This window comes from Cloacibacterium sp. TD35 (assembly GCF_028864635.1).
Classification (GTDB): Bacteria; Bacteroidota; Bacteroidia; order Flavobacteriales; family Weeksellaceae; genus Cloacibacterium.
Map to the genome: position 1 here is coordinate 2076513 of NZ_CP104850.1, position 13367 is coordinate 2089879.

Annotated in this window: 11 protein-coding genes; 5 read left to right on the forward strand and 6 right to left on the reverse strand. The window is 33.5% G+C overall.

All coding sequences use genetic code 11. The features are described from left to right. On the reverse strand, positions 1–840 hold the full coding sequence (locus tag N7277_RS09575; protein ID WP_104792711.1) for a 1,4-dihydroxy-2-naphthoyl-CoA synthase: 840 nt from the start codon (positions 838–840) through the stop codon (positions 1–3). A gap of 211 nt (positions 841–1051) precedes the next feature. Between N7277_RS09575 and N7277_RS09580 the strand changes: the two genes are divergently transcribed. The 3 genes from N7277_RS09580 (at position 1052) to N7277_RS09590 (ending at position 4003) form a co-directional block, all read left to right on the forward strand. Further along, positions 1052–2188, forward strand: coding sequence for a Re/Si-specific NAD(P)(+) transhydrogenase subunit alpha (locus tag N7277_RS09580; RefSeq protein ID WP_274779334.1), 1137 nt, complete (start codon positions 1052–1054; stop codon positions 2186–2188). A 12-nt stretch (positions 2189–2200) separates the two neighbouring features. After that, positions 2201–2509, forward strand: coding sequence for an NAD(P) transhydrogenase subunit alpha (locus tag N7277_RS09585; protein WP_104792709.1), 309 nt, complete (start codon positions 2201–2203; stop codon positions 2507–2509). Between the two features lie 87 nt (positions 2510–2596). Continuing rightward, positions 2597–4003 (forward strand): NAD(P)(+) transhydrogenase (Re/Si-specific) subunit beta, encoded by a 1407-nt coding sequence (locus tag N7277_RS09590; RefSeq protein WP_274779335.1) that lies wholly within the window; start codon positions 2597–2599, stop codon positions 4001–4003. 107 nt (positions 4004–4110) lie between these two features. Here N7277_RS09590 and N7277_RS09595 read toward each other — a convergent pair whose 3' ends face one another. The 4 genes from N7277_RS09595 to N7277_RS09610 form a co-directional block, all read right to left on the reverse strand. Continuing rightward, on the reverse strand, positions 4111–5037 hold the full coding sequence (locus N7277_RS09595; protein ID WP_274779336.1) for a cation diffusion facilitator family transporter: 927 nt from the start codon (positions 5035–5037) through the stop codon (positions 4111–4113). A gap of 167 nt (positions 5038–5204) precedes the next feature. Next, positions 5205–6617 (reverse strand): APC family permease, encoded by a 1413-nt coding sequence (locus N7277_RS09600; protein WP_274779337.1) that lies wholly within the window; start codon positions 6615–6617, stop codon positions 5205–5207. A gap of 126 nt (positions 6618–6743) precedes the next feature. Next, on the reverse strand, positions 6744–9284 hold the full coding sequence (locus N7277_RS09605; RefSeq protein ID WP_274779338.1) for an adenosylcobalamin-dependent ribonucleoside-diphosphate reductase: 2541 nt from the start codon (positions 9282–9284) through the stop codon (positions 6744–6746). Positions 9285–9560: 276 nt separating this feature from the next. After that, on the reverse strand, positions 9561–10667 hold the full coding sequence (locus tag N7277_RS09610; protein ID WP_274779339.1) for a M14 family zinc carboxypeptidase: 1107 nt from the start codon (positions 10665–10667) through the stop codon (positions 9561–9563). Positions 10668–11026: 359 nt separating this feature from the next. Between N7277_RS09610 and N7277_RS09615 the strand changes: the two genes are divergently transcribed. Both N7277_RS09615 and N7277_RS09620 read left to right on the forward strand, forming a co-directional pair. Next, positions 11027–12124: a TerC/Alx family metal homeostasis membrane protein gene (locus tag N7277_RS09615; RefSeq protein ID WP_274779340.1), complete on the forward strand. Its 1098-nt coding sequence runs from the start codon at positions 11027–11029 to the stop codon at positions 12122–12124. Between the two features lie 197 nt (positions 12125–12321). After that, on the forward strand, positions 12322–12867 hold the full coding sequence (locus N7277_RS09620) for a helix-turn-helix domain-containing protein (protein WP_274779341.1): 546 nt from the start codon (positions 12322–12324) through the stop codon (positions 12865–12867). A gap of 102 nt (positions 12868–12969) precedes the next feature. Here N7277_RS09620 and rplS read toward each other — a convergent pair whose 3' ends face one another. Beyond that, positions 12970–13323 carry a 50S ribosomal protein L19 gene (rplS, locus tag N7277_RS09625; RefSeq protein WP_069799210.1) on the reverse strand — a complete coding sequence of 118 codons (354 nt, stop codon included), beginning with the start codon at positions 13321–13323 and terminating at the stop codon, positions 12970–12972. Positions 13324–13367: the final 44 nt, after the last annotated feature.

Consider the following 13367-nt stretch of genomic DNA (forward strand, 5'->3'; position numbering starts at 1 on the left):
TTAAGATATCCATTGATTATCTCCGAAATCTGGTTTACGTTTTTCTAAAAATGCGTTTCTGCCTTCCTTAGCTTCTTCAGTCATGTATGCTAATCTAGTTGCTTCACCAGCGAAAACTTGTTGGCCAACCATTCCGTCATCCGTTAAATTCATCGCAAATTTCAACATTCTGATAGAAGTTGGTGATTTTGCTAAGATTTCCTGCGCCCACTGATAAGAAGTTTCTTCTAACTCAGCGTGAGGTATTACTGCATTTACCATTCCCATATCTTCTGCTTCTTTCGCAGAATAGTTTCTTCCTAAAAAGAAAATTTCTCTGGCTTTTTTCTGACCTACCATTTTGGCTAAATATGCTGAACCGTAACCGCCATCGAAGCTGGTAACATCTGCATCGGTCTGTTTAAAAATGGCATGTTCTTCACTTGCCAATGTTAAATCACAAACCACATGAAGAGAGTGACCACCACCTACTGCCCAACCGTTTACCACAGCAATCACCACTTTTGGCATAAAACGAATCAATCTTTGAACTTCTAAAATATTGAGACGGTGTCTTCCATCATCACCTACATAACCTTGATGACCACGAGCTTTCTGGTCGCCACCACTACAGAACGCATGACCACCATCTTTAGGACTTGGACCTTCACCAGTTAATAAAACTACACCAATGCTAGAATCTTCATAAGCATCATAAAAAGCATCATAAAGTTCTGAAGTAGTTTTAGGACGAAAAGCATTTCTTACTTCTGGTCTGTTGATAGCGATTCTCGCTACTCCATTGCACTTTTTGTACGTGATATCTTCGTATTCTTTAGCCGTTTTCCAATCTATATTCATATTTCAAAAAATTTGCTGGTAAAGATACTATTTTTGAAAAAAAGGTACAGAATAAAAATTTAGAAATATTAATGTAATATATGTTACATAATTATTGAGGATTTAATAAATTTTAACTTCATTCATTCATAATAATTGTGAGTACATGAAATAAATCATTTTTAATTGTCAAAAAATAGGTTTATATTTGAAAATATTTAAAATTAATAAAATGATTATAGGTGTATTAAAAGAACCTTCTTTCGAAACAAGAGTTTCTTTACTTGCAGAATCTGCAGCAGCACTCATTAAAAAAGGAAATAAAATAGTTGTAGAATCTGGTGCAGGTGATAAATCCTTTAATAATAACCAAGAATATGAAAAAGCTGGCGCAGAAATTAAATCTAGAGCTGAAGTATTAGAACAAGCAGACATTTTACTTTCTATTCACCCCCTTGAAAACGAAGATTTTGTAAAAGTTCATTCTAAAGTTCTCTTAGGTGTTTATCAACCCCTAGCTAACGGAGAAAACGTTATTAAATCTATTGAAAGAAAAGTCACTACTTTTTCTCTTGACATGCTGCCTAGAACGACCAGAGCACAAGCAATGGACGTTTTAAGTTCTCAAGCCAATATCGCTGGCTACAAAGCGGTTTTACTCGCTGCTAACTCTTACGGAAGATATTTCCCTATGTTTATGACCGCTGCAGGAAGTATTGCTCCCGCTAAAATGCTTATTTTAGGAGCTGGAGTTGCTGGTTTACAAGCAATTGCTACCGCAAAAAGATTAGGTGCTGTAGTAGAAGTTTTCGATACAAGACCTGCTGTAAAAGAAGAAGTAATGAGCTTAGGCGCTAAATTTGTAGAAGTAGAAGGCGCTGCAGATGCTAGTTCGGCTGGCGGTTATGCAGTAGAACAAACCGAAGAATACAAACAAAAGCAACAACAACGCATCGCTGAAAGTGTAGCAAAATCTGATATCATTATCACTACTGCACAAATCCCTGGTAAAAAAGCTCCGATTTTAATTACCGAAGAAATGCTGAACTCTATGAGAAATGGCTCTGTAATTATAGACTTAGCTGCTTCTACCGGTGGTAATACTCCACATACTAAAAATAACGAAACCGTAAATTATAACGGTGTTTCTATTATAGGAAACTCTTCTCTACAATCTACCATGCCTTCAGACGCAAGTAAATTGTACGGAAAAAATATTGTGAACTTCTTACAACTCATCATTGACAAAGATGCAAACCTTAACCTCAACTGGGAAGACGATTTGGTAAAAGGCGCTTGTATCACACACAATGGCGAAATTATTAACGATAGAGTAAAATCTATCCTCTCTCCTTCAATGAATAACTAAAACAAAATTTTTATGAATATTATAGAGTGGATTTCTCAATACCAACAAATCATCTACATTGTAATTCTGATGATTTTTGTAGGAATTGAAGTGATAGGTCATGTACCTAGTGTACTACACACTCCTCTAATGAGTGGCGCAAATGCGATTCACGGAGTAGTGATTATTGGGGCAATTATTGTAATGGGAAAAGCTGAACCAGACAATTATTTGGCATTAGTTTTAGGTTTTCTAGGAGTGATTTTAGGAACGCTTAATGTGGTAGGAGGTTTTGTAGTAACAGACCGAATGCTAGAAATGTTTAGTAAAAAGAAAAAATAACATGCAGGGTGTATAATGCTTGGTGAGAGGTGTTTCAAAATTACATCCTACTTCCAGCATCCAACATCCATCTATAAAATCAAAATCATGGGACTACTTACAATATTATACCTCATCGGTTCAGTGACCTTTATTCTAGGGTTAAAAATGCTCTCGAATCCAGCTACTGCTAGAAAAGGAAATTTATTAGCAGCAGCAGGAATGGTAGTAGCAATTTTAGGAACTATTTTTCTTTATCAGGACGATGAAGGACAAAAATTAGGAAATTACGGTTGGATTTTTGGCGGAATCCTTATCGGAACAATCGTGGGAGCGCTAGCTGCCAAAAAAGTAAAAATGACGGCAATGCCACAAATGGTGAGCCTTTTCAACGGAATGGGAGGCGCTTGTGCCGCTTTAATTTCTTTGGTTGAATTTAATCACTTATCACACAATACTACTGGCGAAGTAAATTTAGGAATTCTTTCAATAATTCTTCTAGGATTAATTATCGGTTCTGTATCATTTGCAGGAAGTATGATTGCTTGGGGAAAACTGAATGGAAACATTAAAAAAGACTTTGCTTTTCCTGGTCAACAATTCGTGAATATCGCTATTTTATTAGCTATTTTAGGATTATCAGTATATTTGGTAATGACTTTCAGTCCAGAAAATGCTTATTTATTCTATGTCATTTTTGGATTATCTTCGCTTTACGGATTACTTTTCGTATTCCCAATTGGTGGTGCAGATATGCCTGTAGTGATTTCACTATTGAACTCATTTACGGGAGTTGCCGCAGCCTGTGGAGGATTTTTATACGACAACAAAGTAATGTTAACTGGTGGTATTTTAGTAGGTGCTGCAGGAACTTTGTTAACCATCTTAATGTGCAACGCCATGAATCGTTCTTTATTAAACGTATTGATTGGCTCATTTGGAGGCGGTGCAAAATCTTCTGGCGGAACTTCTCCATCAGGCGGAACAGTAAAAGAAATCACGTTGAGCGATACAGCAGTTCTCATGACTTATGCCAGCAAAGTAATGATTGTTCCTGGTTATGGTCTAGCAGTAGCTCAAGCTCAACATGCTTGTCATGAATTAGAAAAATTATTAGAAAGCAAAGGTGTAGATGTTTTCTACGCAATACATCCAGTTGCTGGTAGAATGCCAGGACACATGAACGTACTGTTGGCAGAAACCGATGTTCCTTATGAAAAATTAATGGAAATGGAACAAGCCAATGAAGAATTCTCAACTGCAGATGTTGTACTAATCTTAGGAGCAAATGATGTAGTAAACCCTGCTGCTAAAGAAGACACTTCCTCTCCTATCTACGGAATGCCTATTTTAGAAGTTGAATTGGCTAAAAACGTCATCGTAAACAAACGTAGTATGAAACCTGGTTACGCAGGAATTGAAAACGAATTATTCTACAGACCAAAAACTTCAATGCTTTTCGGAGATGCGAAAAAAGTTTTGCAAGATTTAATCTCTGAGATTAAAAATCTGTAAGATTTTATAAACTATAAAAACAAAAATCCTGTTCAAATCTGAACAGGATTTTTTATGATTACAATCAAAACTTCAACTCATAACTCAAAACTAATAATTTATAACTTTTAAAGCATTTCTTCTTCCTTAAATTCCCTGTCGTTAAAGTAAATTTCAAGTGTTGTATGATGTACATTGTAATGCTCTAATTCATGCTTCACTTTATCTTTTAACTTTTCTATTTCATTGTGAGAAAGTGATTTTTCAACCTGAAGATGAGCCGTCAATGCATTTTCAGTCGTGCTCAATGCCCAAATATGAAGATGTTTAAAATCTTTCACTCCGTCAATTGCTAAAATTTCTTCTTTTAATTTATTGAAATCTACTCCTTCTGGAACTCCATCTAGAGCCAATTTAAGACTTTGGGTAAATAAGCTCCACGTTCCGTAGAGAATCACTAAAGCAATAATAATACTCATCACCGCATCCAGCCAAAACCAGTCTGTATAAATAATTACCACACCTGCAATTACCACACCCAAACTCACCAAAGCATCTGCAGCCATGTGTAAATAAGCGCCTTTAATATTGAGATCTTTGTCTTTATCTTTCATGAAAAAATAAGCAGTAAGCGCATTGATGATAATCCCAATAAATGCAACAATTGCCATTACTTTTCCTTGCAAAGGTTGAGGATTATAAAATCTGAAAACCGCTTCAAAAATAATTCCGCCCACTGCCGCAAAAAGGATTAAAGCATTAAGCAAAGCCACCAAAACCGTCACTTTTTTGTAACCGTAAGTATAAGATTGTGTAGGCTTTGAATACATCAATTTAAAGGCAAAGAGTGCTAAAATCAAACTCACTACATCACTGAGATTATGCCCAGCATCTGAAAGTAACGCCAATGAATTCTGTGACCACCCCACTCCTGCTTCTATAATAACAAAAGCAGAATTAAGGAAAATCCCAATGTAAAAAGCGTTTCTTAGTTTTTTAGAGTTTAAATCTAGTGTTGGAACGTGACTATGACCGTGATCGTGAGAATGCGACATGAAAGAAATTTTAGCCAAATTTCGGGATTTTTTTTGAGATTAAATTCTTTCCGAACGATAAACTTATTATTTAAAAACTCTAATATAAATTTCAGCTAAACCAAAATGAATTTCCTAATAAAAAAGTCGGACAAAAGCCCGACTTTATTCATTAATTTTTTTATTCTTTAATTCTCAGAATTCTTTTTATTAATCATGTAATACACAGGCAAACCCATCAAAATAAGAAGCAATCCTGGCCAAGTGTAATTCGGTTTGTAAATAAATAATAAAACACAAAATGCTGTTCCTATCAACAGATAAATGATGGGTGTAACTGGATATAACAACGTTTTGTAGCTTCTTTCTGCATTCGGTTGTTTAATTCTCATGTAAATTACACCAAAAACGGTAATCATGTAAAACAACACAATCACAAAAGAAATCATATCTAACAAATCACCATATTGTCCGCTCAAAGCGAGAAGTGAAGCCCAAATTCCCTGCATCCAAAGAGATTTTTCAGGTACTCCATTTTTATTGTTTTCAATGGCGGATTTTAGAAACAAACCGTCTTTTGCCATCGTTTGAAAAACTCTAGCTCCTGCTAAAACAACTCCGTTCACACAACCAAAAGTGGAAATCATCACGAGAACCGCCATAATAATCGTTCCTACACCTCCGAACATCTTTTCCGAAGCGGCAACTGCCACTCTATCATTCGCTGCAAATGCGATGGAATCTCGGTCTAAAGCATTCAGATAAACGAAATTCACCAACAAATAAAGCAACATCACAGAAATTGTACCTAAAACCATCGCTTTTACCACATTTTTTTGTGGATTTTCTATTTCACCAGAAACGAAAGTCACGTTTTCCCAAGCTACAGAACTAAAAACCGAACCTACCATTGCCGCGGCAATTCCTCCGAAAAGTGTAGCTCCAGAAATAGATTCCCAACCGAGTTTCAGGTAATTTCCTTTGTCATCTTTAACCAAATTATTAAAAGAATCCCAACCAAAACTCATATTTCCGCTCCAAAAAGATTCTTTAACCAATATAAAACCTAAAAAGATCAACCCTAAAAGCGCGACGATTTTAGAACCTGTGAAGATATTTTGAAGGAGTTTCCCGCTTTCTACACCTCTAGTATTGATGTAAGTAAGTAACAAAATCACCGCAATACCCAAAATTTGAATCCAAGTGATTTTAAATTCACCACTTTGAAAAAGTGGAGACGCATCATTGAGTGCAGGAAAAAGATAAGCAGAAAACTTACTGAAAGCCACTGCAACTGCAGCAATAGTTCCTGTTTGAATCACGGTAAACATTCCCCAACCGTACAAAAACCCGAGTCTTTTCCCGAAAATTTCTGTAATGTAAGTGTATTGTCCTCCCGCTTTTGGGAACATCGCTGAAAGTTCGCCATAGCTTAAAGCGGCTGCAACCGTCATAATTCCAGTAATAATCCACACTACGATGAGCCAATACCCAGAACCCAAATTTCTCATCATATCCGCAGAAACAATGAAAATTCCGCTTCCTATCATGGAACCCATCACGAGCATGGTTGCGTCCCAAAGTTTTAATTTTTTATTCATAGTTTATTTTTAGAAAAGACCATCAAAGATATTAGAAAATTAAAAAGCCACAAGTATTTGTGGCTTTTTGTTTATAAATTCTTTTAAATCTATGTTTATTATCCAAATATTAAGGAAAAAATTCAATTATCCGCATTTAGAATTTCCACAATTTTTACAAATCAGGCAACCTTCTTGATAAACAACTTGGTCTGAACCACAATTGCTACACTTGTGTCCATCAACTTCAGTTCCATCAGGAATATAGCGTTTTAAAGCTCTAGCAACTCCCGCTTTCCAAGTATTGATAGACTCAGAATCAAGCTCTAATCTGTTAATTAATTCTACCACGTTTTCAATTGGCATTCCGTGTCTTAAGGTTCCTGAAATCAATTTAGCATAATTCCAGAATTCTGGATTAAATTTATGAGAAAGTCCTTCAATAGTGGTTTTATAACCTCTTAAATTCTTGAATTGGAAATCATATCTAGAAACGCCGTTTTCGTCTCTGTTTTTAATGATTAAACCTTCGTTTACCCAACGTGGAAGCATAATTCCTTCTTCATCATCTGCCAAACCTGTAAAAATTTCATAAGGTCTACCATTAACCAAACCTACAAAAGCAATCCATTTTTCTTTATTATTTTGGAATCTCACCACATCAGCTTCTAGAATCTGAGGTCTTTTTGTAGGGAAAGCTTCTAAAGATGAAGCAGTTTCTTCCTCATCTTTTTCTTCTTTTTTATCATCTGCAGAAACCAAAACTCCACTTCTGGAACCGTCTCTGTAAACCGTAACTCCTTTGCAACCCACTTCCCAAGCTTTGATATATAATTGATTCACCAATTCTTCTGTAGCTTCATTCGGAATGTTGATAGTCACCGAAATAGAATGGTCCACCCATTTTTGAATGGCACCTTGCATTTCAACTTTGCTGAGCCAATCAATATCATTAGAAGTAGCTTTGTAATAAGGAGATTTCTCGATTAAATCTTGAACTTCTTCGTTGGAATAATTTTTGGAAATATCATAGCCATTCACTTCCATCCAAGTTTTAAAATGATGATGGAAAACAATGTACTCTTCCCAAGAATCTCCCACTTCATCTACAAAATCTACTCTTACATCTTTATCATTAGGATTTACCTTTCTCCTACGCTTGTAAACTGGCAAAAATACCGGTTCAATTCCCGAAGTAGTCTGAGACATCAAACTAGTACTTCCTGTTGGTGCAATGGTTAATAAAGCGATATTTCTTCTGCCATATTTTACCATATCTTGATACAGACTTTCGTCTGCTTCTTTTAATCTCAAAATGAAAGGGTTATTTTTTTCTTTTTCTGCATTAAAAACTTCAAAAGCGCCTCTTTCTTTCGCCATTTCTACTGAAGAACGATACGCGGAAAGAGCCAACGTTTTATGAACTTCTACTGAAAACTCATTAGCTTCATTGCTACCATATCTTAAATTTAAAGCAGCCAACATATCGCCTTCTGCAGTAATTCCTACTCCCGTTCTTCTTCCTTGAAGCGTTTTCTTGCGGATTTTTTCCCAAAGTTGTTTTTCGGTATGTTTTATTTCTTCGTTTTCTGGGTCTTTTTCAATTTTTGCCAAAATTGCATCAATTTTCTCCATTTCCAAATCGATGATATCATCCATCATTCTTTGTGCATAAGCTGCATGTTTTTTGAATAAATCAAAATTAAATTTTGCTTCTTTGGTAAATGGATTTTCTACATAAGAATATAAATTAATGGCAATCAATCGACAAGAATCGTACGGACAAAGCGGAATTTCGCCACAAGGATTGGTAGAAACCGTTTCAAAACCTAAATCTGCATAACAATCTGGAATAGATTCTCTGATGATGGTATCCCAGAAAAGAATTCCTGGTTCAGCAGATTTCCAGGCGTTATGTACGATTTTTTTCCAAATTTCATCTGCAAAAATAGTCTTGGTATATTTAGAATTCTTACTGTAAATAGGATATTTCTGTTGATATTCACTGTTCGTTTTTACCGCTTTCATGAATTCATCATCTATTTTCACAGAAATATTCGCTCCTGTCACTTTTCCTTGCTCTAATTTAGCATTGATAAAATCCTCAGAATCTGGATGATTTATCGACACAGAAAGCATTAAAGCGCCTCTTCTTCCATCTTGAGCTACTTCTCTGGTAGAATTAGAATAACGCTCCATAAACGGCGCTAAACCTGTAGAAGTAAGCGCAGAATTCTTCACCGCAGAACCTTTCGGACGAATGTAAGATAAATCATGACCAACTCCACCTCTACGTTTCATGAGTTGAACTTGCTCCTCGTCTATTTTCATAATACTTCCGTAAGAATCACTATTGGTTCCGTTACCAATTACAAAACAGTTAGAAAGAGAAGCAATCTGGAAATTATTACCAATTCCCGTCATTGGACTTCCTTGCGGAATGATATATTTAAAGTCTTTTATTAGATCAAAAATTTCTGCTTCGGAAAGCGGATTGGGATATTTTTTTTCTATTCTCGCAACCTCAGAAGCAATTCTTTGATGCATGTCATCAGGTGTTTTTTCATAAATATTCCCATCAGAATCTTTAAGTGCATATTTGGTTACCCAAACTCTGGCTGCTAAATCGTCTCCTTTGAAGTAGTGTAAAGTTTCTTCATACGCTTGTTGGTTGGTTGTTTTCTCCATGGCAGATAATTAATTTTTTGACACAATAAAATTAGACAAAAAATTAAAATATACAATATTAAATTTTTATAAAATTTTTCATTTTTGTAAACTTTTTGAAAATTTTAAAATATTAATACACTTAAAATCAATTATTTAAACAAAAAAATTTGTAAACTTTTATGATATAAATCAAGAAATAAGTTTTTCATAAAATAAAATTTTAAAATAAAAAAGCCTAATAATTTTTTAAAAATTAATAGGCTAAATCTATAACGCAAAGAATAAATAGTTAATTTATTCAATAGTAAAGTTCTGAACAGCTTCTAGTTTAGGGAATTTATTCTCTGAAATAAATTTCCGCCCTGTACAATCTATTTCTTTCCACCCTTTTTTTCTGTGTAGGTCTCCCACCTCCACTACAATCGGAACAAAAGATATTTCTTCTTCACCCTCTTTGATTTCTTCTTTATATTGAACCGCAACATCTAATACACATTCAAAATCCGTATTAAGTTTCACATTTCTATAAATAACATCAAAATGCGATTCTTTATTTTCTGGGATTTCAAAATACGTTTCGTAGCCATAGCTTTTTCTATCTAATAATCCAATGCTAGAAAGTGCCGTATATAAAGCAATTGTATAATATTTTCTAGTACCAAAACGTTGATAATCTTCAGGAAAATGTCCACCTTCAAATAAAATTACTGGAATTCCTGCTCTCATGAAATTATCACCAGTAGAAGTTGGGTAAAACTCATCAGAATATCTTGCCAATTGATTAGGAATTTGCATTCTCAATACATTATATATACTAGCGATAACCGCCATACTTTTTTTGCGATTTTCAGTAATCATTCTATCATAATCTTCTGAAGGCGCTAAAAAAGATAAAGTAGCGGGATTTTTACCATCTGTAGAAAAAATAGTCCTTTGCTCATGTAAATTCAGAGCGTAATCATATTTTTTAGAAAACGCAATTTCTTTTAACAGCTTCATTTCGCAGCTTGCATTCTGTAAATAGTCTCTATTCATATCTATATCAAGAGAATTTCTGCGCGACCAAACTTTAGAACCATCCGGATTGAGCATAAAAATGAAATCTAAAGATATATTTTGGAATAATTTGTCTTTGAGTTGAGGTTGAGATTCTAAAGAATACCATAAGTCTAACATGCAGTGAGTAGAATTACTCTCATTACCGTGCATTTGAGACCATGCCAACACTTTTATATCACCAGAACCATAAGAAAATTGATAAATAGGCTCACCTAGAGTAGAAGTACCAATTAAAGTAATATAATCGCTGAGATTCTCTTGTAGAAATTTTTGAAGGTTATTAGGCGAAATATAACGATTTGGGAAATTAGGGTTTTTGTGATATTGAAAAGTAGAATGCATAATGTGGATAAATTTTGACGATTCAAAAATACTATAAAAAGAATTAATCTCCTAATTAACATTTGTAAATAATTTAAACAATAAAAAAAGACAGAATGTCTGTGGAAAAAATTGTTAATTTCATAATCTGTAATTAAAAAATATAAAATAAACAAAATCAGTATTTTAAGTAGTTTATATAAAGTTAATTTATAAATATACTTTAATATGTAGATCGTACTAATAAAGCCATTTGTAGAGTTATACCATTAAACATTTTTAATGTTGATAAGGTTGTGATATTTTACTTATTTACAAATGTAAAATATTGGATTTTTTCTAATTATAGTTATCTTTGAGGACTTAAAATTTTAGAATTCATGTCAAACGAAACCTTATTTCTACTATCCTTTGTAGTTTTTATCTTTTTTATACTGGCATTAGACTTAGGACTATTGCATAAAAAATCAGACACTATTTCGCTGAGACAAGCTGGTTTAATGAGTTTTTTTGTCGTTTGTTTGTCTTTAGCCTTTTATTTTCTTCTCATTACCTATGGACATATGCTTCATGGAATAGATAGTATAGAAAAGCTACAAACAGTAATAAATAGGCATCATCATCCAGTAAAAGTTATTCCGAATAATCTGGAACAGAGCATAGCACTCTACAATCAGAACCTAGGATTAGAATATCTTACTGGTTATGTAGTAGAATATGCTCTATCAGTAGACAATATATTTGTAATTGTTTTGGTATTTACTGCTTTTGGAGTTGCACCAAGAAATTATCACAGAGTTCTTTTTTGGGGCATTTTAGGAGCTATTGTAATGCGTTTCATCTTTATCTTCGTAGGTGCTGCTTTAATTGAAAAATTCAGCTGGATTATGTATGTTTTCGGAGCGTTTCTGGTATTTACAGGTATCAAAATGTTTGTGGATAAAGATAAAGATGAGGAAATAGATACTCAGAATCACCCAGTTGTAAGATTTGCCAATAAATATTTTAAAGTTCATCCACACTTTGTGGGCAGTAAATTCTTTGTAACAATTGATGGAGTTAAGAAACTTACACCATTATTCTTAGTTCTTATCATCATAGAATTTACCGATTTGATTTTTGCAGTAGATTCTATTCCTGCAATATTTTCAGTAACTAAAGACCCTTATATCGTCTTCTTTTCGAACATTTTTGCGATTATCGGACTTCGTTCTATGTTCTTCTTATTAGCAGGAATTATCGATAAGTTTAGGTTCTTAAAAATAGGTTTAGCAGCATTACTCACATTCATTGGTTTAAAAATGCTAGGACATAGTTACCTAGAAGAATGGGGCTTTGGTACAACGCATTCTTTATTAATCATTGTAAGTATTTTAGGAGCTAGTGTATTCTTCTCATTACTGTTTCCAGAGAAGAAAAAAGACAGAAAACTGAAATTTAATCCAGACGATGAAAAACATCTTCATCATCACGAATAAAAATTTAAACTCTCATTATTGAGAGTTTTTTTTTGTGCTTTATGAGAAAAATATATTAGAATTTTAATATTGTAAATTATGTAAAATCCTTTATTCATTATGGTTTTAGTTATGTTTATACAAATGTAAAACTGTAAACTTTCTCATTGTTTACATTTGTATTTACTTATGTAAATTATAATTATTACATTTGTAACATGAATATAAATGACAGATTTACTAAAATTTTAGAATATTCTGGATTTACCGCATCAGAATTTGCAGACGAAATAGATGTTCAGCGCTCCAGTATTTCGCATATCATTTCGGGGAGAAATAAGCCTTCCCTAGAATTTATTGTAAAGATAAAAAATAGATTCCCAGAAATTAGTTGGGATTGGATAATTTTAGGACAAGGAGAAATGTTACAAAATGATTCTGCTCTATCCAATAGCGAATCAAAAATAAATCTAGAGGAAGAAAATTCTTCGCCTGATCTTTTTACATTAATTGATGAAGATTATAAAAATGAAATTTTTATTCAAGAAAATCTTCAAAAAGAAACGCCGCGAGAATCTAATACACCTTTCCCTTTTCCAAAAAAAGAAAAAATAAGCGATTCTCAGCGATTAGAAGTTCAGGAAGATATTTCAGAAGTTCAAAATATTGTAAATCAATCAGTTACTAATAATTCTACTGAAAACAAGATTAAAAGAATTGTTTTCTTCTACGAAAACGGAAAATTTGAGGTTTTTGAACCTTAACAGATGTAATAATTGAGAATTTTAAAAATTCTTTAGTTCCATAAAATAAAAAAGCATTCCAAAAATTTTTGGAATGCTTTTATTCTTTTTCTAGAGAGGTGATTACTTTTTGTAAGCAGCATCTTTGATTCTTGCTCTCTTACCTCTAAGATCTCTGAAGTAGAAAATTCTAGATCTTCTAACTTTTCCTCTTCTATCTACTTCAATTTTTTGTAAAGCAGGCATGTTGATTGGGAAAACTCTTTCTACACCTACATCACCGCTCATTTTTCTGATGGTGAAAGTTTTAGTAGCACCTGTTCCTCTTAGTTGAATTACAACTCCTTTGAAGAACTGAGTTCTCGTTTTGTTACCTTCTTTAATTTCGTAATACACAGTAATGGTATCACCAGCTTTGAATTCTGGGAATTCTTTTTTAGCAATGTACTTGTCTTGTACGTACTTTAATAAATCCATTTTTTATAAAAAATAATTTTTGGAAAGCTAAACAACGTTCACGG

Excerpts from the sequence above, each read along its gene's own strand:
- N7277_RS09590 (WP_274779335.1), top strand. The coding sequence starts at position 2,597 with ATGGGACTACTTACAATATTATACCTCATCGGTTCAGTGACCTTTATT.
- N7277_RS09585 (WP_104792709.1), top strand. The coding sequence starts at position 2,201 with ATGAATATTATAGAGTGGATTTCTCAATACCAACAAATCATCTACATT.
- N7277_RS09595 (WP_274779336.1), bottom strand. The coding sequence starts at position 5,037 with ATGTCGCATTCTCACGATCACGGTCATAGTCACGTTCCAACACTAGAT.
- N7277_RS09600 (WP_274779337.1), bottom strand. The coding sequence starts at position 6,617 with ATGAATAAAAAATTAAAACTTTGGGACGCAACCATGCTCGTGATGGGT.
- rplS (WP_069799210.1), bottom strand. The coding sequence starts at position 13,323 with ATGGATTTATTAAAGTACGTACAAGACAAGTACATTGCTAAAAAAGAA.
- N7277_RS09610 (WP_274779339.1), bottom strand. The coding sequence starts at position 10,667 with ATGCATTCTACTTTTCAATATCACAAAAACCCTAATTTCCCAAATCGT.
- N7277_RS09605 (WP_274779338.1), bottom strand. The coding sequence starts at position 9,284 with ATGGAGAAAACAACCAACCAACAAGCGTATGAAGAAACTTTACACTAC.
- N7277_RS09575 (WP_104792711.1), bottom strand. The coding sequence starts at position 840 with ATGAATATAGATTGGAAAACGGCTAAAGAATACGAAGATATCACGTAC.
- N7277_RS09620 (WP_274779341.1), top strand. The coding sequence starts at position 12,322 with ATGAATATAAATGACAGATTTACTAAAATTTTAGAATATTCTGGATTT.
- N7277_RS09580 (WP_274779334.1), top strand. The coding sequence starts at position 1,052 with ATGATTATAGGTGTATTAAAAGAACCTTCTTTCGAAACAAGAGTTTCT.
- N7277_RS09615 (WP_274779340.1), top strand. The coding sequence starts at position 11,027 with ATGTCAAACGAAACCTTATTTCTACTATCCTTTGTAGTTTTTATCTTT.